Source organism: Isoptericola variabilis (genome assembly GCF_050311655.1).
Taxonomy (GTDB): Bacteria; Actinomycetota; Actinomycetes; order Actinomycetales; family Cellulomonadaceae; genus Isoptericola; species Isoptericola variabilis.
Genome location: NZ_JBNOZM010000011.1, coordinates 102,050 through 122,866, shown reverse-complemented (window position 1 = coordinate 122,866; position 20,817 = coordinate 102,050). Strand labels below are relative to the sequence as shown.

The window sequence follows — 20,817 nt, the reverse complement described above, 5'->3', positions numbered from 1 at the left end:
ACAGGGTCGACGGCAGGGTCGGCAGCAGGGGAGGCGCCGTCGTCGCGCGGGGGAGTGTGGCACCGGCCGGAGGTATGGCCGTGCCTCGACCTGGGGCGACGCGCGCCCGCGGGCAACGGGCGACGCGGCGCGCGGCACGCCCGAAAAGGCCGGGCGTCCGGCGTCGTGCCCTGGTAGACGTCGACCATGACGACCCCCTATGTGTCCTGGCCGCGCGAGGTGGGCGACCTCCGCCTGCGCGTCCCGACGAGCCACGACGTGGACCGGGTGCTGGCCTGGCGCAACGAGCCGGAGGTGACGCGGTGGCTGCTGCGCACCACGCTGGACGCCGACGAGCTGCGCGCCGCGTGGCGCAGCTCGCTCGACGACCCCTACGACCAGAGGATCCTGGCCGACCTGGACGGCGCCGTCGTCGCGTCGGCGTCGTTGGGCGTGGACGACGGCATGGGGCAGCCAGGGAGCGACGCGTGGCGGCGGGCCGAGGGCTCCCTCGGGTACCTCGTGGACCCGGCCTACGCGGGGCGGGGGATCGCGACCGCCGTCGCGGGCGCGCTGCTCGACGTCGCTTTCACCGACCTGGGCCTCCACCGCGTGACCGCCGGGTGCTTCGCCGCGAACGAGGCGTCGTGGCGGGTCATGGAGAAGCTCGGCATGCGCCGCGAGCAGCACGGCGTCCGCGACTCGTGGCACGACGAGCTGGGCTGGGTGGACGGCTACACCTACGCCATCCTCGCGGAGGAGTGGGCGGGCCCGCCGCCCGTCGGCGCGGCCGACTGAGGCGCCGGGGCCGGGCACGAGGACGGCGCCCGGGAGACAAGTCGTCCGAGCGCCGCTCTCGCCAGCCCGGACGCGGGTAGCAGGCGCTTGGTCCGATCACTGGGTGGGGTCGTTCCCACCGAGTGGGTCCTCAACCGGGGACTTCCTTAGCGTGGGTCCCGCGTCCGGCTGTCTCCTCCCATGGAACGCCGGCGCGGCCGGACCTGCAAGCGCTCAGCCGTGCCGACGCCGCCACCAGCGGCGGAGCAACCAGGCGGCCACGGCGGCGACGACGACGCCGCCCGCGGCGAGGGCCACGGCGGGGGGCCGGATCGCCGAGCGGAGGGCCACGGGGCGGGAAAAGGTGAGGACGCCCCAGCCGTTCTCGGCGGCCACGCGGCGCAGCGTCTTGTCCGGGTTGACGGCGAAGCCGTGCCCGACGGCGCCCAGCATCGGGGCGTCCGTGACGGAGTCGGAGTAGGCGTAGCTGCGCTCCAGGTCGTAGCCGCGGCGGGCGGCGAGCTCGCGCACGGCCTCGGCCTTCTGCTCCCCGTACGCGTAGAACTCGATCTCGCCGGTGTACCGGCCGTCCTCGACGGCCATACGGGTCGCGACGACGTGGTCGGCGCCCAGCACGGTCGCGATCGGCTCGACGAGCTCGGCGCCGGAGGCGGAGACGATGACGACGTCGTGCCCGAGCTCGTGGTGCTCGGCGATGAGCTCCACGGCCTCGGCGTAGACGTACGGGTCGATGAGCTCGTGCACCGTCTCGGCGACGATCTGCTGCACCTTGCTCACCTCCCAGCCGGTGGCGAGCTCGGACAGGTGCTTGCGCATCCGCTCGGTCTGGTCGGCGTCGGCGTTGCCGGCGTAGAAGAGGAGGTGTGCGTACGCGCTGCGCAGCACGTCGCCGCGGGTGATGAGGCCCCCGGCGTAGAACGGCTTGGAGAACGCGGCCGACGAGCTCGTCGCGATGATCGTCTTGTCGAGGTCGAAGAACGCCGCGACGCGCGCCCGCGACGTCGCCGTCGTCGCCGGTGCCGCCTCGCGCGGTCCGGGTCGCTGGTCGGTCACGGGGCGAGCCTAGCCGGGCGGGTCGCGGCGTCGAGCCCGATTTCATGCATAACTCTTCTGCACAACACTTGTGCAGAAGAGTTGTGCATGGTTACTGTGCACGCATGGAACCGACGCCGGAGCGCCCGTACACCCACCTCGAGCTGACCGCCGAGGCCGCCAAGGTCCTCGCCCACCCGTTGCGTTCCCGGCTGCTCGGCGCGCTGCGGCGCGGCGGCCCGGCGTCGGCGACGGCGCTCGCGACCGAGCTGTCCACCAACACCGGTGCCACCAGCTACCACTTGCGCAAGCTCGAGTCCGTCGGCCTCGTGACCGACACCGGAGAGGGGCGAGGCAAGGAGCGGCTCTGGGCGGCCGCCACGCAGAGCCACGGCTGGCGCGACTCCGACTTCGGCGGTGACGAGGATGCACAGACCGCGCTCGGTTGGCTGGTGCGCGACTACCACCGCCAGTTCGACACGAACTACGCCCACTGGCTCGACGTGCAGGAGAGCTGGCCGAAGGAGTGGACCGACGTCGCCGGCATGACCGACACCTGGGTGGACGTCACGCCCGAGCAGGCGGCCGCGATGGCCGACGAGCTCGAGGCCGTGGTCAACAAGTACCTACGCGTCGGCACCGGCGACCCGCGCGCGCGGCGCCTGCACCTGTGGCGGTTCCTGTTCCCGCTGGACGCCGACGACGTGCCTGAGGCCCGGCCTCACGACGTGGCCGACGCCGACCGGACCGCCGAGAGCAAGGACGACGAGTCATGAGCCCGCAGCGTGTCTTCCTGCTGCTGACGGCCACGCGGTGGTTCCCCGTCGGCCTGGTCGTCACCGTCACGACGCTGCTGCCGATCGAGCGCGGCCTGACCGTGGCGCAGACCCTCACGCTCGCGTCGGTGACGGGGCTCGTCGTGTTCGCGCTCGAGCTCCCGACCGGAGGCACCGCCGACGCCGTCGGCCGGCGCCCCATGCTCATCGCGTCGGCCGCGGTGCAGGTGCTCGCGGCGACGACCTTCCTGCTGGCCCAGTCGATCTGGGCGTTCTTCGTCGCGGCCGCGCTGATGGGCATGTTCCGCGCCCTGGACTCGGGTCCCCTGGAGGCGTGGTTCGTCGACACCGAGCACGCGAAGCACCCCGGGGCGGACGTCGACCGCACGCTCGCGCACCAGGGCACGGTGCTCGGGGTGTCGATCGCGGCGGGGGCGCTCGTGTCCGGCGGGCTCGTCTGGTGGCACCCGTTCGCGGCGTGGTCGGCGCTCACCCTGCCGTACGCGACGTACGCGCTGCTCGCCGTGGTGCACCTCGTGATGGTCACGGTGCTCGTCCGGGAGGCTCCGCGTCGTCCCGCCGACGCCGCCACGGTCGCCGTGCCCGTCGGACGTCGGCGGTGGCGCGCGGCGGTCCGGTCCACCGTCGCATCCGGGCGACAGATGCCCGCGGTGGTCGCCTCCGGCCTGCGGCTCGCCCGGGACAACCGCGTGCTGCGCGGTCTGCTGCTGGTGGAGCTCTTCGCGGCGACAGCGATGGTGGTGTTCGAGTCCCTGCAACCCATCCGGATGGCGGAGCTGCTCGGCGGCGAGGCCGAGGCGGGCGCCGTCCTGGGCCCCGTCGCGTCGGTCGGCTGGGGAACCTTCGCGCTCGGCGCCGCGCTGTGCGGCCTCGCGTCGCGGCGGTTCGGCGTGGCCCGCACCGCGATGGCGGCGCGGGTCCTCAACGGCCTCGGCGCGGTGTGGATGGGCCTCGCCGGCGGGCCGGCGATGCTGGTCGTCGCCTACCTCGTCACCTACGGGCTGCACGGCAGCTCGGGGCCGAGCTACAACGCGCTGCTGCACCGCGAGGCACGGCGGGACAACCGGTCCACCGTGCTCTCCCTGGCGTCGATGGTGTCGTTCGCCGCGTACGCGGTGGCCTCACCCACGCTGGGCTGGGTGGCCCAGGCGACGACGACGCCCCTCGCGATGGTGCTCGGCGGAGCGTTCAGCGTGCTCGGCGTCCTGTGCTTCCTGCCCGCGCTGCGCGCGGAGCGGGAGCGGGGACGTCAGGTCGACGTCGTCGCGGCCGTCCCGGAGGACGCCGCCGCGGCCTGACGCCGCTCGGAGCCCGCCCCCAGACGGGCGTCGTCCACAGATCGGCGCCGGCCGGCCCGGCAGGAGGCCGGCGCCGACCAGCCTGGGGCGCATGGACGACGCACCCACCCGCACGCTGCCCCGGCCGACGACCGCCTGGCCCCCGCCCGGGCCCGCGCCCTGGGCACCGGGGCCAGGGCGCCGCACGGTCGCCGTCGTCGGCGCCTGCGGCGGCGCCGGGGTGAGCACCCTGGCCGCGGCCGTCGCCCAGGGGCTCCGGCGGGCGGGAGAGGGCGCGGTGCTCGTCGACCTCGACCTGCCGGGACCCGGCGTGGACGTGCTGCTCGGCATCGAGGACGAGCCGGGCGCCCGCTGGCCGGAGCTGGCCGCCGCCCGCGGTGACGTCGACGGGGCCGGGCTGGTGGCCGCGCTGCCCCGCTGGCACTCGGTGCCCGTGCTCTCCGGGGCGCGCCTGAGCCCCGCCCGTCCCGACGACGCGGTCGTGGTGGACGTCTGCACCGGCCTGCTGCGCGGCGGCGAGACCGTGGTGCTGGACCTGCCCCGCCCCGCGGCCTGGTCGGCGGCCGCCCGGATGCTCGTGGCCTCCGCGGACGTGGTGCTGCTCGTGGCCCCCTGCACCGCGCCGGGCGTCGCCGGGGCGCTGGCGACGTGGGGCGGGCTCGCCGACCTCGGCGTGCGGGACCCGTGGCTCGTCGCGCGCCGGCCCGCGCCCGGACGCGTCGACGCCGACGCCCTGGGGGACGCCGTCGGGCTCCCGGTGGTCGCGACCGTGCGTGCGGACGCCCGGCTCGCCGCGGCGGTGGATCGCGGGGACGGGCCGCCGGTCGGCCGGCGTACCCCGCTCGGTCGTGCGGCGGCCTCGCTGGTGACGGCGCTGGCGGGTGCGTCGTGACGGGGCGGGCGCTCGTGGACCGCGCGCTGCTCGACGACGTGCGGGCCCGCGTCGGCACGTCGGGCGCGGCGCTCGACGACGCCGCCGTGCGGGACGCCCTGCGGGCCACCGGGCGGGTGTTCGGGTCGGCGGCGCTGACCGACCTCGCCCGCGCGGCGCGGGCCGAGCTCACCGGCGCCGGGCCGCTGCAGGAGCTGCTCGACGCCCCCGGCGTCACCGACGTGCTCGTCAACGGCCCGCGCGACGTGTGGGTGGACCGCGGCGACGGGCTGCGCCGCGTGGACCTCGACCTCGGCACCCCCGACGCCGTCCGGGCGCTCGCCGTGCGGATGGCGGCCGTCGCCGGGCAGCGCCTCGACGACGCGGCCCCGACCGTGGACGCCCGGATGCCCGACGGCACCCGGCTGCACGCCGTCGTCGAACCCGTCGCGCCCGCGGGCGCGGTGATCGCCCTGCGGGTGCTGCGGCAGGCGGCGCACTCCCTGGAGTCCCTGGTCGCCGGGGGCGGGCTGCCGCCGCTGTGGGAGGGCGTGCTGCGCGCGCTGGTCGCCGGCCGGGCCAACCTGCTCGTCACGGGCGGCACGGGCACCGGGAAGACCACGCTGCTCGCGGCGCTGCTGTCGCTGGTGCCGCCCGGCGAGCGGGTGCTCGTGGTCGAGGAGGCCCGCGAGCTCGCGCCCCGGCACCGGCACCTCGTGTCGCTCGCGGCCCGGCGGCCCAACGTCGAGGGCGTGGGCGAGGTGACGCTCACCGAGCTGGTGCGCGGAGCCCTCCGGATGCGGCCGGACCGCATCGTCGTCGGCGAGTGCCGCGGCGCCGAGGTGCGTGAGCTTCTCCTGGCGTTGAACACCGGGCACGACGGCGGGATGGCGACCGTGCACGCCAACGCGGTGGAGCACGTCCCCGCCCGCCTGGAGGCGCTCGCCGCGCTGGCCGGGATGCCGCGGGACGCCGTCGCCGCGCAGGCCGCCGCCGCGCTCGACGTGGTGCTGCACCTGCGGCGGCGCGCCGGGCGTCGGCACCTCGCCGAGATCGGCCTCGTCGGGCGTGGCGAGGACGGCCGTCTGGAGGTCCGCCGTGCGGCGACCTGGGAGCCGGGCGCGGACCCGCGGCCCGACGTCGCGTGGGAGGAGCTCGTGGGGCGGTGGGCGTCGTGACGGGTCTCGCCGCCGGTGCCGGTCTCGACGGTGGGCCTGGTGGTGACCTCGGGGTGGGCGTGAGCCTCATGACGGGGCCGGTTGTCGTCGGGCTGTGGGTGGCGCTCGCCGCGTGGCTCGTGCTGGCGCGGGGCGGACGGCGCCCCCGCGCGCTCGCCCGCCCCGCGGGGCCGCGGTCCCGTTCTCCGTGGGCGGCGCTGCTTCACCGCGGACGGGACGCGCCGACGGAGGCGGACGCGGTGCGGGTCGCCGTCGCGCAGGTCGTGGCGCTGCTGCGGGCGGGCGCCCCGCCCGCGGCGGCGTGGTCGCGAGCGCTCGGGGTGCCGGTCGATCCGACCGGCGTTCCCGACCAGGCGGCGCTCGCGACGGTGGTCGGCGGGGCCGGCCACGCCCGGTCGGTGGTGGCCGCGACGGTCCTCGCGCGTGACGTCGGCGCGCCGCTGGCGTCGGTGCTCGACGCCGTGTCCGGGGCGCTCGTGGCCGAGGCGGAGGCCCGCGGGGAGCGGGAGGCGTCGCTGGCCGGTCCGCGGGCCACGGCTCGCGTGCTGATGTGGCTGCCCCTGCTGGGAGCGGCGCTCGGCTGGGTGCTGGGCGCCGACCCGCTGGCGACGGCGCTCGACGGCGGCATCGGCTCCGTCGCCGTGTGCCTGGGGCTCCTGCTGCTCGCGGCCGGGTGGGCGTGGACCCGCCGGCTGGTCGACGCCGCCCGGGCGGCGGGGGAGGAGGCGGCATGAGCGCCCTCGTGACCGGCGTCGGCGCGGGTGCCGCCGGGGCGGCGTGGACGGTCGTGGGGGCCGTGCTGCTCGCCGCCGGGCCGTGGTGGCTGGCGCACCGTGCCGGCGCCCGGCGGGTGGCACGGCTGGCCCTGGACGGTCGTGCGCCCTCGCGCGCCGACGGACCACGGGCGGATCCCGTGGACGTGCCGGTCGTCCTGGAGCTCCTCGGGGCGGCCTTGCGCGCGGGGGCCGGGGTGCCGCGGGCGCTCGAGGCCACGGGCTCGGCGCTCGCGGGTGCGCCGGCGCCAGGGACGCGAGGGGCGCAGGGAGCGGCGGGCACGCAGGGGACGTCCGTCCCGAGGGCCGCCGACGGCGCCGCGCTGCGGGCGGCGGCGGACGCGCTGCGGCTCGGCGCGGACTGGGACGGCGCCTGGCGTGACGCCCCGGCCCGGCTCGGTCCGGCTCACCGGGCGCTGCGGGGGGCGTGGACCGACGGGGCGTCCCCGACCGGCGCGCTGCGGGCCGCAGGGGAGGAGCTGCTGCGGGCCCGCCGCGCGGCCGCCCGGACCGCCGCGGCACGGCTGGCGGTGCGCCTCGTGCTGCCGCTCGGCGCCTGCTACCTGCCGGCGTTCGTGCTGGTCGGCCTGGTGCCCGTGCTGCTCGCGCTGGGCGTCGACCTGATGTCCGGGTGACGGCGCCCGGCCCACGACGACCCGGGCGCCGCCCGGGTCCGCCGCGTCCGCCCGGCCGGGTGGACGCGGCACGACCGGCCCGGACCGTCCGGCGCAGGTCGCGAGAAGGACACCGCAAGGAACATCCACGAAGGGAGCACGAACGAGCCATGACGAACGAGGACGAGGGTCGCACGACGGCCGAGTCGCAGCAGGACCCGCGGACGACGACCATCGGGGCGCGGGTGGCCGCCGACGGCCGGGAAGGGCCCGCGGCGTCTCAGCCCAGGTCGCCGGCCGGCGGTCTGGACCCGGAGGCGGGGCTCGCCACCGCGGAGTACGCCGTCGCCACCGTGGCGGCGGTCGGGTTCGCCGGCCTGCTGATCGCGGTGCTCAAGAGCGGCACCGTGCGCGGCCTTCTGGAGAGCATCATCAGCTCGGCCCTGTCGATCTGATGCGCGCGCACCGCAGCAGAGGCGCCCGCCCGGTGCGGGCGTCCAGAGGGCGGGGACCCGCGGCCGTCGACGGCGACCGGGGCGCGGTCACGGCCGAGCTCGCGGTCGGCCTGCCGGTGGTGGTCCTCCTGCTGGTTGCGGTGCTCAGCCTCGCGGCCGCGTCCACGGCGCAGATGCGTGCCCTGGACGCGGCCCGGGCCGGGGCGCGTGCCTACGCGATCGGGGAGGACGACGCGGCGGCGCGGCAGGCCGTCGCACAGGTCGGCGGCGCCGACGCGGAGCTGAGCGTCACCCGGGACGGCACCTGGGTGCGGGTCAGGGTCACCCGCCCCGTGGTGGGCGGCTGGTTCGCCGGCGCGCCCGTGCGGGCGTCCGGCGACGCGACGGCGTGGGTCGAGCCGTGAACGCCGCGCGCGGGAGCACGGGAGGCGGTGGTCGGGCGCGCGGGAGCACGGGAGGCGGTGGGCGGGCGCGCGGGAGCACGGGAGGCGGTGGGCGGGCGCGCGGGAGCACGGGAGGCGGTGGTCGGGCGCGCGAGAGCACGGGAGGCGGTGGTCGGGCGTGGGGCGCCGGGGCGGATGAGAGCCGGACGTCCGCGAGCCGCGAGCGCGGCGCAGGAACCGTCGTCGTGCTCGCGCTGGCGGCGGTGGTCGTGCTGCTCGCGCTGGCCGTCGGTGCACTGGGCGCCGCGCAGCGGGCACGGGGGTCGGCCCAGGCCGCGGCCGACCTGGGCGCGCTCGCCGCCGCGACGGCCTGGCGGCAGGGCGCGGACCCGTGCGCGACGGCGGCCGAGGCCGTGCGCCGCAACGGCGGGGAGGTGGTGTCGTGCGCCCCGGAGGACGGCGGCGTCGTCGGCGTCCGCGTGTCGCGCGCCGCCATCGCACCGGAGGTGGGGCCGTGGGCGGGGGCGCTCGGCGACGCCGGCGCGCACGCCCGCGCGGGGCCGCGGCTAGCGCCGACAGCCGGGTCGCCGCCCCCGCCCGGGCCGTCGCCGTGAGGCGCGACCGGGCCGGGCGGCGGGGATCAGGAGGGGTTGACGTTGAACAGCGCCGCGCGCTCGCTGATCTTGCGGGCCCGGGCCAGGCGGGGCTTGTCGGAGCCGTCGCGGATCACGGAGCCGGAGGCCTCGAAGTCGGCCAGGAAGTCGATCGCCCAGGCGACGTCGGCGCTCGACGGGCTGAAGGACTCGTTGATGACGGCCGGCGTCTCCAGGTCGAGGCAGAGCTTGCCGGTGAGGCCGAGGGCCACGCCGTCCGCCGACTGCTCGCGCAGCAGCGCGTGGCTCGTGCCGACGGTGGGGCCGTCGATCGGGCCGGGGAGCCCGCCGATGCGGCTCGCCGTGACGAGGCGCGAGCGCGGGTACGCCATCGCGAGGGACTCGTTGGCCGTGCCCGTGTCGCGACGGTAGTCGCCGGACCCGAACGCGAGGCGGAAGGCGCCGGGGGCGCGCGCGATGCTCACGGCGTCCTCGATCCCGAGCGCCGACTCGACCAGCGGGATCACCGGCACGCTGCCGCCGAGGCGCTGGGCGGTGTCGACCACCTGGTCGGGCGACTCGGTCTTGGCGAGCATGACGCCGCGCAGGCCCTTCGAGTCCCACAGGGCGCGGACGTCGTCGGCCCAGGCCTGCGAGCCACGCTCGTTGATGCGCACCCAGGCGCGACCGCCCGCGGAGAACCAGTCGAGCACCTTCTTGCGGGCCTCGTCCTTGCGGCTGTCGTCGACCGCGTCCTCGCAGTCGAGGATCACCTGGTCGGCGCGGGAGAGCTGGGCGGCGTCGAACATGTCGTCGCGCAGGGCCGACAGCAGCAGCCACGAGCGAGAGTTGGCGGGGTCGACGCGCGTGTCCTCGCGGGAACGGCGGCGTTCGGCGAGGTCGGTCTCGGTAGTCACCTCACGATGGTAGGTTCCGCCGGCGCGTGGCTCAGTACGGCATCCAACAAGCGCACGGCCGCGGACTTGTCGAGGGGCGCGTTGTCGCTGCCGCACTTGGGCGACTGGACGCAGGCCGGGCAGCCCTCCGCGCAGGGGCACACGGCGATCGCGTCGCGGGTGGCGCGCAGCCAGCGAGCGCCGAGCTCGTACCCGCGCTCGGCGAAGCCGGCACCGCCCGGGTACGCGTCGTACACGAAGACGGTCGCCTCCCCGGTGTCGGGGTGCACCTCGGTGGACACGCCGCCCAGGTCCCACCGGTCGCACGTCGCCAGCAGCGGTAGCAGGCCGATCGACGCGTGCTCGGCCGCGTGCAGCGCGCCCGGCGTCTCGTCGGGGGAGACACCCGCGGCGCGCAGCACGAAGTCCGGCACCGACCACCAGACGGCGGTCGTGGCGAGCGTGCGCGACGGCAGGTCGAGCGCCTCCGTGCCGAGCACCTGCATGTCCGGCAGGCGGCGGCGCTGGAAGCTCACCACCTGGCTCGTCACCTCCACCGGGCCGAGGCCCCAGCGGACCGGGCCCCAGTCGCGGCCCTCGACCGGCCGGTGCCCCTCCTCGTCGATCGCGATCTCCATGACCTCGTGCGACCAGGTGCCGTGCTCCACGTCCTTGCGCACCACGAGCGCCACGTGCTCCGCCAGGTCCAGGTGGTCCACGACGAACGTCGCGCCCTGGTGCACGTACACCGCGCCGTCGTGCACCTGCCCGTCCGCCGACCCGGCATCCACGGTGCCGAGCAGCCGCCCCGTCGTCGCCTCGACCACGCGCACGGGCCGCCCGCCGGTGCCTCGGAGGTCCGCCATCGCCGACGCGGGCTGGGCGTGCGTCCAGTACCACCCCGACGGCCGGCGCCGCAGCGCGCCGCGCGCGACCAGCACGTCGAGCACCTCGCGCACGGCGCGCGGGTCGCCGAAGGCGGCCAGGTCCTCGGCGCGCAGCGGCACCTCCTGCGCGGCGGCGCACAGCTGCGGCGCGAGCACGTGCGGGTTGGCCGGGTCGAAGACGGTGGCCTCGAGCGCCGCGTCGAACACGGCCTCGGGGTGGGTCACGAGGTACGTGTCGAGCGGGTCCTCGCGCGCGACGAACGCGACCAGGCCCTCGGCGCCCGCGCGCCCGGCGCGCCCCGCCTGCTGCCACAAGGACACGCGCGTGCCCGGCCAGCCGGCGACGAGCACGGCGTCGAGCCCCGAGATGTCGACGCCCAGCTCGAGCGCGTTGGTGGTCGCCAGCCCGCGCAGCTCGCCGGTGCGCAGCGCCTGCTCCAGCTCCCGGCGCTCCTCGGGGAGGTACCCGCCGCGGTAGCTCGCCACCCGCGACTCCAGGCCCGCGGCCACGGGACGCAGGTGGTCGCGCGCCTGCTGCGCCACCGACTCCGCCCCGCGGCGTGACCGGGTGAACGCGAGCGTGCGCGCGCCGGAGGCCGTGAGGTCCGCAAGCAGGTCGGCCGCCTCGGCGGTGGCCGACCGGCGCGGGTGCTCCGCGGCGCCGGCGGTCGTGAGCACGGCCTCGGCCTCGTGCTCGGTGTGCGTCGGGTCGAGGGGGTCGGGCAGCGCCCACGGGTCGTCGTCGTGCGACGGCGTCTCCCCGGTCGCCCGTGACCGGTCGAACCCCGCCACCTCGGGCGGCCGCCACAGCGCGAACGTGCGCCGCCCCGCCGGCGACGCGTCCGCCGTGACGGCGACGACCTCGTCCGGCGCCGCCCCGACCAGTCGTGCCGTGCTCGTCGCCGGCTCCGCCGTCGTCGCGCTGGCCACCACGAACACGGGCGACCTGTGAGACCTGGGTGGCCCCCCGGTGCTCTGTGCGTCTGACAGGTCGACAGCGGAGGGCGGCGTGTCAGACGCACGGAGCACCCCGCTGAACCGCGTGTCCGACGACGGGCGATAGTGCGCCGCCAGCCGCGTGAGCCGCCGCAGCACCAGCGACACGTGCGCGCCGAAGACGCCGCGGTACGCGTGCCCCTCGTCGACGACGACGTACCGCAGCCCGCGCAGCAGCCGTGCCCACCGCCGGTGCCCGGGCAGCATCGAGAAGTGCAGGAAGTCGGGGTTGGTGAGCACCACGTCGGCGTGCTCGGTCACCCAGCGGCGTTCGTCCGTCGGGGTGTCGCCGTCGCAGGTCGCGACGCGGGGACGCGTGCCGGGCATCGCCGCGACCAGCCGCTCCAGGCCGGCGAGCTGGTCGGCCGCCAGCGCCTTGGTGGGGGAGAGGTAGAGCACGGTGGCGGGCTCGGGGCCGCGCACCGCCGTGAGCGCGGGCAGCCAGAACGCGAGCGACTTGCCCGACCCGGTCGACGTCGCGAGCGCGACGTGCCGCCCGGACCGGGCGGCGTCGGCGGCCTCGACCTGGTGCGTCCACGGGCGGTCGACACCCAGGGCGCGGTAGCCGTCGACCACGCCGGGGTCGGCCCAGGCGGGCCAGTCGGACGTCACCCCGGCGCGCGCCGGGAACGTGCGCACGTGCGTCAGCCGGTCCGCGCGCGCCCCGTGCGCGGTGAGCACGTCGAGCAGCGGGTGCTGCTCGGGCACGGGGGCGGGGGTGGCGGGCACGGGCGACAGTCTCGCACCGCGCCGGGGCAGGACGGGCGCGACGACGGGGTCGTGGCCGGGCTGGGGCCGGGCGGGTGAAGTTTGCCGGACCTGACAGGCAAAAGGGCTATAAACCGATATCTTCGCCCTTCCCGGCCCGAGGACACTCCGCCGTGCCGTGCGCCGCCGATCCCGTCTCGGTGCCGGGCCGCGCCCCCGATGCCGACGAAGGACTCCACCCATGCGCCACGCCACCGTGGCGGCGACCGCCGCTGCCCTCCTCCTCGTCTCCGCCGGCCCTGCCGCCGCCGGCGGCTCCGACGACCCGGTGCCGTACACCGTGGGCGCGGACGGCCTGACGCTCCCCGCGGGGGACGCCTTCCGGGACGGCGGCCACGTCAACATCCGCTACACGGCGGCGGAGGCTCCGGAGGGCTCGGCGAACATCCACTTCGAGACCCTCAACAGCCAGCCCTCGGGCGCATACGTCGGGACGTCGTTCGTTCCGTGGTCGGCGCTGCTCGGACACGTCCCGGCGGGGCTGTGCATCACCTGGGTGCAGGTGGAGGGGTACGACGAGCACTTCGGCGAGGGCGGGCAGGCGCCGGTCTGCACGACGGACGCGGTCGTCCCGGCCCCGTCGAGCGCGCCCCCGGCAACCGAGGTGCCGGCGACCCCCGGGACCGCGGCCCCGGACGGCGAGCAGGACGCCGGGACGCCGGACCGGGCACCGGAGGACTCCGAGACGCCGGCGAGCACGGACGATGTGCCCGCGGGCGCGCAGGAGACGCCGACCGCCCCCGCCACGGACGACGAGCGGGTCGCCGAGCAGGCGCAGGAGGGCCCCGCCGCGGGCACGGACGTGAGCACGGACGTGAGCACGGACACGAGCGCCGGCGAGCGGTCCGTCGTCGCCGCGCCAGTCGAGGAGCAGGGCGCCGAGGCGCCCGCGCCGGCCGTCCCCGAGGCGGCGTCGGCCGACGAGCTGCCGCGCACGGGGGCGGCGGTGGCGGGACTGGTGGTCGCCGCCACCGTGCTGCTCGGCGCGGGCGCGGCGCTGCTGCTCGCGCGCCGTCGTCGCCAGGCCTGAGGCGCAGGCCCGAAGCCCCCCGGCGGGCATCCCGGCCTGGGACTTCGGGCCCGCCACGGGGCGGTCAGCCGGCGAGGACCGCCTGCATCGCGCGGGACAGGTACCACGGGTCGACGACGGCGGTGAGCTCGCGCGCGGAGTGCATCGACAGGATGGCGGCGCCGACGTCGACCACGCGGATGCCGAGGCGCGTCGCGGTGATGGGGCCGGTGGTGGAGCCGCAGGGCACGGTGTTGTTGGAGACGAACTCCTGGCTGGGCACCCCGGCCGCGGCGCACGCCGCCTGCCAGCGGGCGGCCCCGTGCGCGTCGGTCGCGTACCGCTGGTTGGCGTTGATCTTGAGGATCGGGCCGCCGCCCGCGTGCGGGTGGTTCGCCGGGTCGTGCCGCTCGGGGTAGTTCGGGTGCACCGCGTGGCCGACGTCGGACGACACGCACAGCGAGGCGGCGAAGGCCCGTGCGCGCTCGTCCTCCGACGCGCCCAGCCCGGCCGACACGCGCCGCAGCACGTCCTCGAGGAACGGGCCGGCCGCGCCCGAGCGGGAGCCGGACCCGATCTCCTCGTGGTCGAACGCCGCGACGACGCCGATCCCGGAGAGGTCCTCGGGGGCGACGGCGAGCAGCGCCGTGATCGCCGCGTGCGTGGAGAGCTGGTTGTCGAGGCGGGGTGACGCCCACAGCGCCTCGCCGATGCCGAACGCGCGCGGAGGCTGCGTCTCGGCGAGCACGACGTCGTACCCGAGCACGTCCGCGGCGTCGACCACGGTGCCGTCCGTGCCGGCTGCGGCGGCGAGCTCCGCCAGCACGTCGGCCTGCGACACGTCGCCCAGCCCCACGACGGGCTGCGTGTGCCGCTGCTTGTCGAGCGTCAGCCCCTCGTTCGCGGAGCGGTCCAGGTGGATCGCGAGCTGCGGGATGCGGGCGATCGGGCCGGTGCGCACCAGGTGCTCCGCCCCGTCCGCGGTGACGAGCCGCCCGGCGAGCTCCACCTCACGGTCCAGCCACGAGTTGAGCAGCGGCCCGCCGTACACCTCGACGCCGGCCTGCACCCAGCCGTCGCGGCCGGTGGTCGGCTTCGGCTTGAGCTTGAAGCCCGTGGAGTCGGTGTGCGTCCCCAGGATCGTGTACGGCGTCGTCGCACCCGCCGAGGACGGCACGGCGAAGGCGATCACCGAGCCGTCGCGCACGACGACGTAGCGCCCGCCCGGCACGACGTCCCACGCGGCCGTCTCGTCCAGACGGACGTAGCCCGCGGCCTCCGCGCGGCGGGCCACCTCCTGCGCGGCGTGGTACGACGACGGCGAGGCGGAGACGAACGCCCCCAGGTCCTCGGTGTGGGTGCGGGCTGCTGCGGGGACGACGTCGGGCATGACCGTCATCCTCCCACGCGGCAGTCGTCAGTCCCCGCGCGGCGGCCCCAGGTAGCCGTCGACGAACTGCATCCAGCTGCCGTCGCCGCGGATCACGACCCGCCAGCCCTCGTAGCCGCCCCGCCCGGCCTCGTGCATCTCCTCCGACTCCCGCGCGGTGATCGCACCCGCGTCGACCGCGTCCTGCCAGTCCTGGGTCGTCGCCTCGCACGCGCCGGAGCTCATGCGCGGCCACTCGTACGCCCGCTCGACGCCGTCGTCGCCCTGCGACTCGAGCACGCACGGCGTCGTCCCCGCCACCAGCCGGGCGAGGATCGCGTACACGTCCTCGTCGCCCTCGGCGCCGGGCAGCTCCAGCAGGTCCCGCGGCGGCTGCCCGCCCCAGTTGAGGTCGTCCCGACCGGCCTCCTCGGCCACCGCGACCAGGAACGTGTCGTCGCACTCGAGGGCGGCGTTCAGCAGGGAGTACGCCGTACCGCGAGCCGGCTCAGGAACGCCGGAGAGGTCCGGCACCCCGGCGTCGATCCCGGCGGCCGAGCAGTCGTCGCTCCCCAGGGGCCCACCGGCCCGGTGGACCACGTGCGCGCCCTCGGCGTCGAGGTCGACGTCGACCCATCCCGTCGCGGCCACCACGGTGGCCTCGGTGAAGTCGTCGCTCCAGGCCACGCCGTACGCCAGCACCTGGTAGCGCCCGTCCGGCAGCCGGTGCGGATAGGCGGTGCGACCCTCCGCCCGGCCGTCCGGGGCGCAGGTCGTGGCCGGGGAGTCGGTGGCGGCGCGTTCCAGCGGGCCGGCCACGAGGTCGACCGGGGTCTCGGTCTGGTCGGTCCCCAGATCGACGACCCGTCCGTCCTGCGCCCAGGCGAGGGTGGGACCCACCAGGACGGCGTCGGCCGGCACCGTCTCGGCCACCTGAGTCATCGTCGTGATCGAGATCGTGCTCGCCGCGTACCCGTCGCCCAGGGCCGCCCCGCCGAGGTCGTCGCCGCTCGGGACGAGGGTCGTGCGGTAGGGGCCGGTCCGGTCCGGAGCGATGCCGTCGGCCGGCATCCCGCAGGTCAGCCCCGTGCCCTCGAGCCAGCTCGGCTGGTGGCCCGGCTGGACCAGGTCGGCGGCGCGCGCACCACCCGTCCCCGACGGCGTGGGCGACGGCGTCGGGCTGTTCGCCGGTCCGGGCAGCGGCTGCGGCGCGTCGGGCAGCAGCGCGGCGCCGCCCAGCAGCAGCCCGGCGGCGACGGCAAGCGTCGTGGCGCCGATGCCGGCCTGCTTGACCGTCCGCCGGCGCCGGACCCGCCGCCGGACGGAGCCCAGCGCGTCGTCGAGGCCCGACGCCGACGCCCCCAGGCCCGCCAGGGTGTCCAGCTCGCGGCGCAGCGCCTCGTCCGTGCGCGCGTCCGCCCAGTCGTCCCGCGCGTGGTCGGTGCTCATCGTCCGGCCCTCCGTCCCGTCGTGGTGGTCGTGGTGGCCCGCGCGTCGTCGGTCACGCGCAGCACGTCGCGGAGCGTGACCGTCGCGTCCGCGAGGTACCGCTTGACCGTGCCCTGCGCCAGGCCGAGGGCGTCGGCCACCTGCGGCACCGTGAGGTCCTCGAGGTAGCGCAGGACGACGCACGCCCGCTCGCGCGGCGCCAGGCGGCCGAGCGCGGCGGCGACGTCCGCCCGCGCCGTCGCGCCCGACGCGGCGCCGCGCACCCGGTCGTCGGTCGCCACGAGGGGGCGCGCCGCTGCCCAGCGCTTCGTGCGCCGATGCTCGTCGAGGAAGAGCGTGAGGATCGCGCGCCGCACGTAGGCCTCGCTCGTCCCGCCGCCGTCGAGCGGGTGCACGCCCGCGCCGCCATGCCCCTCTCCGGAGCCGCGGCGCAGCCGCGCGAACACCTTGACCAGCGCGTCCTGCACCAGGTCCTCCGCGAGCCGTTGGTCCCCGCAGAGCACGTAGGCGTACCCGACCAGGGCGCGGCCCCGCGCCCGTGCGAGCTCGGCGAGCTCGTCCTCCCAGCGACTCATCGTCGACCCACCCGTCCCTCCCGTGCCGTCCTCACCCGTGGAGACGGCCGGGGGACGGGAATCGTTGGGTCAGGATCCCACGGTGGTTCGTGACGGCCGTCACATGTGGGTAGACTCCCCGCATCCCGCCGTCAACGGCGACGGCGGGACCTTACCGACGGACGGTCACCGCCGTCCCCGCCGGGTCGAGGAAGCACGTCAAGGAGGACGGATGCTCACGTTCGGTTCCAGCAGCATCACGATCGTCGCGGTCATCGCCGTCATCGCGCTGGCCGCGCTCGTGTGTGCGGGCACCCTGCGGCGGCAGGTGCTCGCCGCCCCCGAGGGCACGCCAGGCATGCAGGAGATCGGGCGGGGCGTCCAGGAGGGGGCCTCCGCCTACCTCAACCGCCAGTTCCGCACCCTCGCGATCTTCGCCGTCGTGGTGTTCGCCCTGCTGTTCCTGCTGCCGGGCGACGGCGGGGTCCGGGTGGGCCGCTCGATCGCGTTCCTCGTGGGGGCCGGGTTCTCGGCGGCGATCGGCTACCTGGGCATGTGGCTCGCGGTGCGCGCCAACGTGCGGGTGGCGGCGGCGTCGACCCGTCCCGACGGGCGCGCCGAGGGCGCGCGGATCGCGTTCCGCACCGGCGGCGTGGTCGGCATGTCCGTGGTGGGCCTGGGGCTGCTGGGTGCGGCGCTCGTCGTGCTCGTGTACCGCACCGAGGCGCCGGCCGTGCTGGAGGGCTTCGGCTTCGGTGCCGCGCTGCTCGCCATGTTCATGCGCGTCGGCGGCGGCATCTTCACCAAGGCGGCCGACGTCGGCGCGGACCTCGTCGGCAAGGTCGAGCAGGGCATCCCCGAGGACGACCCGCGCAACGCCGCGACCATCGCCGACAACGTGGGCGACAACGTGGGCGACTGCGCCGGCATGGCCGCCGACCTCTTCGAGTCGTACGCGGTCACCCTCGTCGCCGCGCTCATCCTGGGCCGGGCCGTGATGGGCGAAGAGGGTCTCGTGTTCCCGCTGATCGTCACCGCCGTCGGCGCGTTCGTCGCGCTGCTGGGCGTGCTGGTCACCCGGGTGCGCGGCAGCGAGAACGGGCTCAAGGCCATCAACCGCGGCTTCTACCTGTCCGCCGTCGTCGGCGCCCTCCTCGCGGCGGTCGCCGCGTTCGTCTACCTGCCGTCGTCGTTCGCGGAGCTGTCCGGCACGGCCGAGCTGGGCGAGGTCACCGCGGACCCGCGCGTCGTCGCCTCGCTGGCCGTCATCATCGGCGTCGTGCTCGCGGGGATCATCCTGTGGATCACCGGCTACTTCACGGGCACGACGTCGAAGCCGACGCTGCACGTCGCCGCGACGTCGCGCACCGGCGCGGCCACGGTCGTGCTGTCCGGCATCGGGGTCGGCTTCGAGTCCGCCGTGTACACGGCGGGCGTCATCGCCGCCGCCATCTGCGGCGTCTTCCTGCTGGCCGGCGGATCGCTCTGGCTGTCGCTCTTCCTGGTCGCCCTGGCGGGCTGCGGCCTGCTCACGACCGTCGGCGTCATCGTCGCGATGGACACCTTCGGCCCGGTGAGCGACAACGCGCAGGGCATCGCGGAGATGTCCGGCGACGTCGACGACGAGGCCGCGCAGATCCTCACGGACCTCGACGCGGTGGGCAACACGACCAAGGCCATCACCAAGGGCATCGCGATCGCGACGGCCGTGCTCGCCGCGACGGCCCTCTTCGGGTCCTACGCCGACGCCGTGTCGACCGCGCTGGCCGACGTCACGGAGGCGGGGGCGGGCCTGGTCCCGGCCATGCTGAGCTTCGAGATCGTGTCGCCCGTGACGCTCGTGGGCGTGATCCTCGGCGCCGCCACGGTGTTCCTGTTCTCCGGGCTCGCCATCGACGCCGTGACCCGCGCGGCGGGCGCGATCGTGTTCGAGGTGCGCCGCCAGTTCCGCGAGCACCCCGGGATCATGACCTACGAGGAGCGGCCCGAGTACGGCCGTGTCGTGGACATCTGCACGCGCGACTCGCTGCGCGAGCTCGCCACCCCCGGTCTGCTGGCGGCGTTCGCGCCCATCGCGGTCGGCTTCGGCCTCGGCGTCGGGCCGCTCGCCGGCTTCCTCGGCGGCGCGATCGGCGCGGGTGTCCTCATGGCCGTCTTCCTCGCGAACTCGGGCGGCGCCTGGGACAACGCGAAGAAGATCGTCGAGGACGGCGCCTACGGCGGCAAGGGCTCCGAGGCGCACGCCGCCACCGTCATCGGCGACACCGTCGGCGATCCGTTCAAGGACACCGCCGGCCCGGCGATCAACCCGCTCATCAAGGTGATGAACCTGGTGTCGGTGCTCATCGCGCCCGCCGTGGTCATGCTGAGCGTGCCGGCCGACGCGAACCAGGTGGTGCGCATCGTCATCGCCGTCGTGGCAGCGGGGATCGCGTTCGGCGCGGTCATCATGTCCCGCCTCCGCGCCGCCCGCGTGGACCGCGAGCAGGCGGACGAGTCGGCCAGCGTCCCCGCGGCATAGCGCCACCCGCCGCGAGGTAGCTCCAGGATCGCCGAGGGAGCTCGACACCTCGCGAGGTACCACCTCGCGGGGATGTCGAACTCCCTCGGCGACTTCCGTGCTGCCTGTCGGGCAGGGCTACTGGCCGGTGCGGCCGTCGATCGTCTCGCGCAGCAGGTCGGCGTGCCCGGCATGACGGGCGTACTCCTCGACGAGGTGCTCGAGGATGTCGCGCACCGTCGAGGTGGTGCCGTCGAACGGGACGACGCGCGCCATGTCGGCGTCGGTCTGCGTGGCGAGCCAGGCGTCGGCCGCCTCGGTCTCGCGCCGCCAGGTGGCCCAGGCCTCCGCGACGACCTCCGGGTCCGCGACGGCGCCGTCGAAGTCCCAGTCGGGGCCGCCGTCGGCGACGTAGAGCTTCGGGAGGTCCATCCGGCCCTGCAGCACGCGGCGGAACCACGAGTGCTCCACCTTCGCCAGGTGCCGCACCAGCCCCAGCAGGGAGAGGGTCGACGGCGGCACGGAGCGGCGGGCGAGCTGCTCGGCGTCGAGCCCCTCGCACTTCATCTCGATCGTGGCGCGGTAGGACCGCAGGTAGGACCAGTGGGTCTGCAGCTCGCCCACCGGGTCCGCCCACTGCTGGCGGGGGTCGTCCTCGGGGTCCACCCACAGGTCGGGGAACTTGCGCGGGGTGCGCTGCGTCGCGTCGTTCATCCGGACATCCGACCGTCGGAGGGGTCGCGATGCAAGCGCATACTCCGCGCCACGCCGCCGGTGACGGCCGCACCGACGCCCACCGCCGCGGAGACGCCGAACGCCCACCACAGCTGGGTGCGCAGCGGCACCAGCAGGGCGTCGACGGTGTCGTCCAGCACCTGGCGCCCGGACTCGCCGACGTCGAGCCCGGCGAAGCCTGCCTGCACGGCCTCCGGCAGGAGCACGAGCAGCACCAGCATCGCGACGGCGGCCAGCGCCCCCGTCACGGCGACCGTCCGCAGGCGCCGACCGGGCCGGGCGACGAGCGCGGCCAGGACGGCGAGCAGCACCGTCACCGGCAGCGCCCAGGGCGTCCACCGGTCGAGGGCGGCGACCACCGACTGGGCGGTGGCCAGGTCGTCCGACGCGTACAGGACGACGTCCGCCCCGGTCGTCGCGAAGCCCTCCGGGACGGGCAGCCCGCGGTCGCGCAGCGCCTGGCCGATCGACTCCAGGAACGGGTCGAGCGGCAGGGTGACCACGCCGTCGGCCGCGTCCACGACGTCGCTGTCGTCCCGCAGCACCGCCACCGTCGAGGCGTGCCCCTGCCGGGCGGCCTCCGCCCACGCGGGCGGGAAGGCGTCGGAGCGCACGAAGACGTCGGCCACCTCGCCGATCACCGGGCGCAGCGCCCCGGCGAGCACCCCCGAGTCGATCTGCCCCGTGACCGTGTCCGTCAGCGCCTCGGCGACCGCGTCCTGCGTCGTGATCTCCTCCGCCAGCGGCGCCGTCGCCGCGACGTACGCGTCCGTGTCCAGCAGCGTGCCCTCGACGTACCGCGCCGGCACCGTGACCACCGCCGCCAGCACCGCGAGCAGGACCAGGACGCCGCTGAGGAAGCTCCGCACACCCGCCATGGTCG

General features: G+C 76.3%; 20 protein-coding genes. 12 read left to right on the top strand and 8 right to left on the bottom strand.

Annotated elements, in window-relative coordinates; genetic code table 11:
- Positions 1-186: 186 nt before the first annotated feature.
- Positions 187-777 carry a GNAT family N-acetyltransferase gene (locus ACQP60_RS20480; RefSeq protein WP_429736413.1) on the top strand — a complete coding sequence of 197 codons (591 nt, stop codon included), beginning with the start codon at positions 187-189 and terminating at the stop codon, positions 775-777.
- 213 nt (positions 778-990) lie between these two features.
- On the opposite strand, the gene ACQP60_RS20475 is transcribed toward ACQP60_RS20480, so the two are convergent.
- A complete protein-coding gene (locus ACQP60_RS20475) occupies positions 991-1,830 on the bottom strand; it encodes an HAD family hydrolase (RefSeq protein ID WP_429736411.1) in 840 nt (279 codons plus the stop codon).
- Between the two features lie 104 nt (positions 1,831-1,934).
- Here ACQP60_RS20475 and ACQP60_RS20470 point away from each other — a divergent pair, with 104 nt between their 5' ends.
- The 9 genes from ACQP60_RS20470 to ACQP60_RS20430 all read left to right on the top strand — a co-directional run bounded on the left by ACQP60_RS20470 (position 1,935) and on the right by ACQP60_RS20430 (position 8,792).
- Positions 1,935-2,585, top strand: coding sequence for a winged helix-turn-helix domain-containing protein (locus ACQP60_RS20470; RefSeq protein ID WP_429736409.1), 651 nt, complete (start codon positions 1,935-1,937; stop codon positions 2,583-2,585).
- Positions 2,582-3,904: an MFS transporter gene (locus ACQP60_RS20465; protein WP_429736407.1), complete on the top strand. Its 1,323-nt coding sequence runs from the start codon at positions 2,582-2,584 to the stop codon at positions 3,902-3,904. Before ACQP60_RS20470 ends, ACQP60_RS20465 begins: the two co-directional genes overlap by 4 nt.
- A 91-nt stretch (positions 3,905-3,995) precedes the next feature.
- Positions 3,996-4,796 (top strand): septum site-determining protein Ssd, encoded by an 801-nt coding sequence (ssd, locus tag ACQP60_RS20460; RefSeq protein WP_429736405.1) that lies wholly within the window; start codon positions 3,996-3,998, stop codon positions 4,794-4,796.
- Positions 4,793-5,953, top strand: coding sequence for a TadA family conjugal transfer-associated ATPase (locus ACQP60_RS20455; protein WP_429736403.1), 1,161 nt, complete (start codon positions 4,793-4,795; stop codon positions 5,951-5,953). Before ssd ends, ACQP60_RS20455 begins: the two co-directional genes overlap by 4 nt.
- Positions 5,954-6,021: 68 nt before the next feature.
- On the top strand, positions 6,022-6,687 hold the full coding sequence (locus ACQP60_RS20450) for a type II secretion system F family protein (protein ID WP_429736443.1): 666 nt from the start codon (positions 6,022-6,024) through the stop codon (positions 6,685-6,687).
- A complete protein-coding gene (locus tag ACQP60_RS20445) occupies positions 6,684-7,361 on the top strand; it encodes a type II secretion system F family protein (protein WP_429736401.1) in 678 nt (225 codons plus the stop codon). The genes ACQP60_RS20450 and ACQP60_RS20445 overlap by 4 nt, the downstream gene beginning before the upstream one ends.
- 149 nt (positions 7,362-7,510) lie before the next feature.
- Complete coding sequence (locus tag ACQP60_RS20440; RefSeq protein WP_429736400.1) at positions 7,511-7,795, top strand: DUF4244 domain-containing protein; 285 nt, start codon at positions 7,511-7,513, stop codon at positions 7,793-7,795.
- A gap of 32 nt (positions 7,796-7,827) precedes the next feature.
- Positions 7,828-8,199 (top strand): TadE family type IV pilus minor pilin, encoded by a 372-nt coding sequence (locus ACQP60_RS20435; protein ID WP_429736398.1) that lies wholly within the window; start codon positions 7,828-7,830, stop codon positions 8,197-8,199.
- Entirely contained in the window at positions 8,184-8,792 is a 609-nt protein-coding gene (locus ACQP60_RS20430) for an Rv3654c family TadE-like protein (RefSeq protein WP_429736396.1), read from the top strand. Before ACQP60_RS20435 ends, ACQP60_RS20430 begins: the two co-directional genes overlap by 16 nt.
- A gap of 26 nt (positions 8,793-8,818) precedes the next feature.
- Here the strand turns inward: ACQP60_RS20430 and ACQP60_RS20425 are convergent, their stop codons facing one another.
- The gene (locus ACQP60_RS20425; RefSeq protein ID WP_429736395.1) at positions 8,819-9,688 is read right to left on the bottom strand and encodes an HpcH/HpaI aldolase/citrate lyase family protein; all 870 of its coding nucleotides are present in this window, start codon (positions 9,686-9,688) and stop codon (positions 8,819-8,821) included.
- On the bottom strand, positions 9,685-12,279 hold the full coding sequence (locus ACQP60_RS20420; protein ID WP_429736393.1) for a DEAD/DEAH box helicase: 2,595 nt from the start codon (positions 12,277-12,279) through the stop codon (positions 9,685-9,687). Before ACQP60_RS20420 ends, ACQP60_RS20425 begins: the two co-directional genes overlap by 4 nt.
- Before the next feature lie 220 nt (positions 12,280-12,499).
- Between ACQP60_RS20420 and ACQP60_RS20415 the strand changes: the two genes are divergently transcribed.
- A complete protein-coding gene (locus ACQP60_RS20415) occupies positions 12,500-13,348 on the top strand; it encodes an LPXTG cell wall anchor domain-containing protein (RefSeq protein ID WP_429736391.1) in 849 nt (282 codons plus the stop codon).
- 64 nt (positions 13,349-13,412) lie between these two features.
- On the opposite strand, the gene ACQP60_RS20410 is transcribed toward ACQP60_RS20415, so the two are convergent.
- Genes ACQP60_RS20410 through ACQP60_RS20400 form a run of 3 tightly spaced genes read right to left on the bottom strand, consistent with a single transcriptional unit; the run spans position 13,413 to position 16,720 of the window.
- Positions 13,413-14,717, bottom strand: coding sequence for a M18 family aminopeptidase (locus tag ACQP60_RS20410; RefSeq protein WP_429736389.1), 1,305 nt, complete (start codon positions 14,715-14,717; stop codon positions 13,413-13,415).
- Between the two features lie 27 nt (positions 14,718-14,744).
- Positions 14,745-16,145 (bottom strand): hypothetical protein, encoded by a 1,401-nt coding sequence (locus ACQP60_RS20405; protein ID WP_429736387.1) that lies wholly within the window; start codon positions 16,143-16,145, stop codon positions 14,745-14,747.
- Positions 16,142-16,720: a sigma-70 family RNA polymerase sigma factor gene (locus ACQP60_RS20400; protein WP_429736385.1), complete on the bottom strand. Its 579-nt coding sequence runs from the start codon at positions 16,718-16,720 to the stop codon at positions 16,142-16,144. Before ACQP60_RS20400 ends, ACQP60_RS20405 begins: the two co-directional genes overlap by 4 nt.
- 211 nt (positions 16,721-16,931) lie before the next feature.
- Here ACQP60_RS20400 and ACQP60_RS20395 point away from each other — a divergent pair, with 211 nt between their 5' ends.
- Positions 16,932-19,220 (top strand): sodium-translocating pyrophosphatase, encoded by a 2,289-nt coding sequence (locus ACQP60_RS20395; protein WP_429736383.1) that lies wholly within the window; start codon positions 16,932-16,934, stop codon positions 19,218-19,220.
- Positions 19,221-19,337: 117 nt separating this feature from the next.
- Here ACQP60_RS20395 and ACQP60_RS20390 read toward each other — a convergent pair whose 3' ends face one another.
- Both ACQP60_RS20390 and ACQP60_RS20385 read right to left on the bottom strand, forming a co-directional pair.
- Positions 19,338-19,913 carry a DinB family protein gene (locus ACQP60_RS20390; RefSeq protein ID WP_429736381.1) on the bottom strand — a complete coding sequence of 192 codons (576 nt, stop codon included), beginning with the start codon at positions 19,911-19,913 and terminating at the stop codon, positions 19,338-19,340.
- On the bottom strand, positions 19,910-20,812 hold the full coding sequence (locus ACQP60_RS20385) for a hypothetical protein (RefSeq protein WP_429736379.1): 903 nt from the start codon (positions 20,810-20,812) through the stop codon (positions 19,910-19,912). Before ACQP60_RS20385 ends, ACQP60_RS20390 begins: the two co-directional genes overlap by 4 nt.
- Between the last annotated feature and the right edge of the window lie 5 nt (positions 20,813-20,817).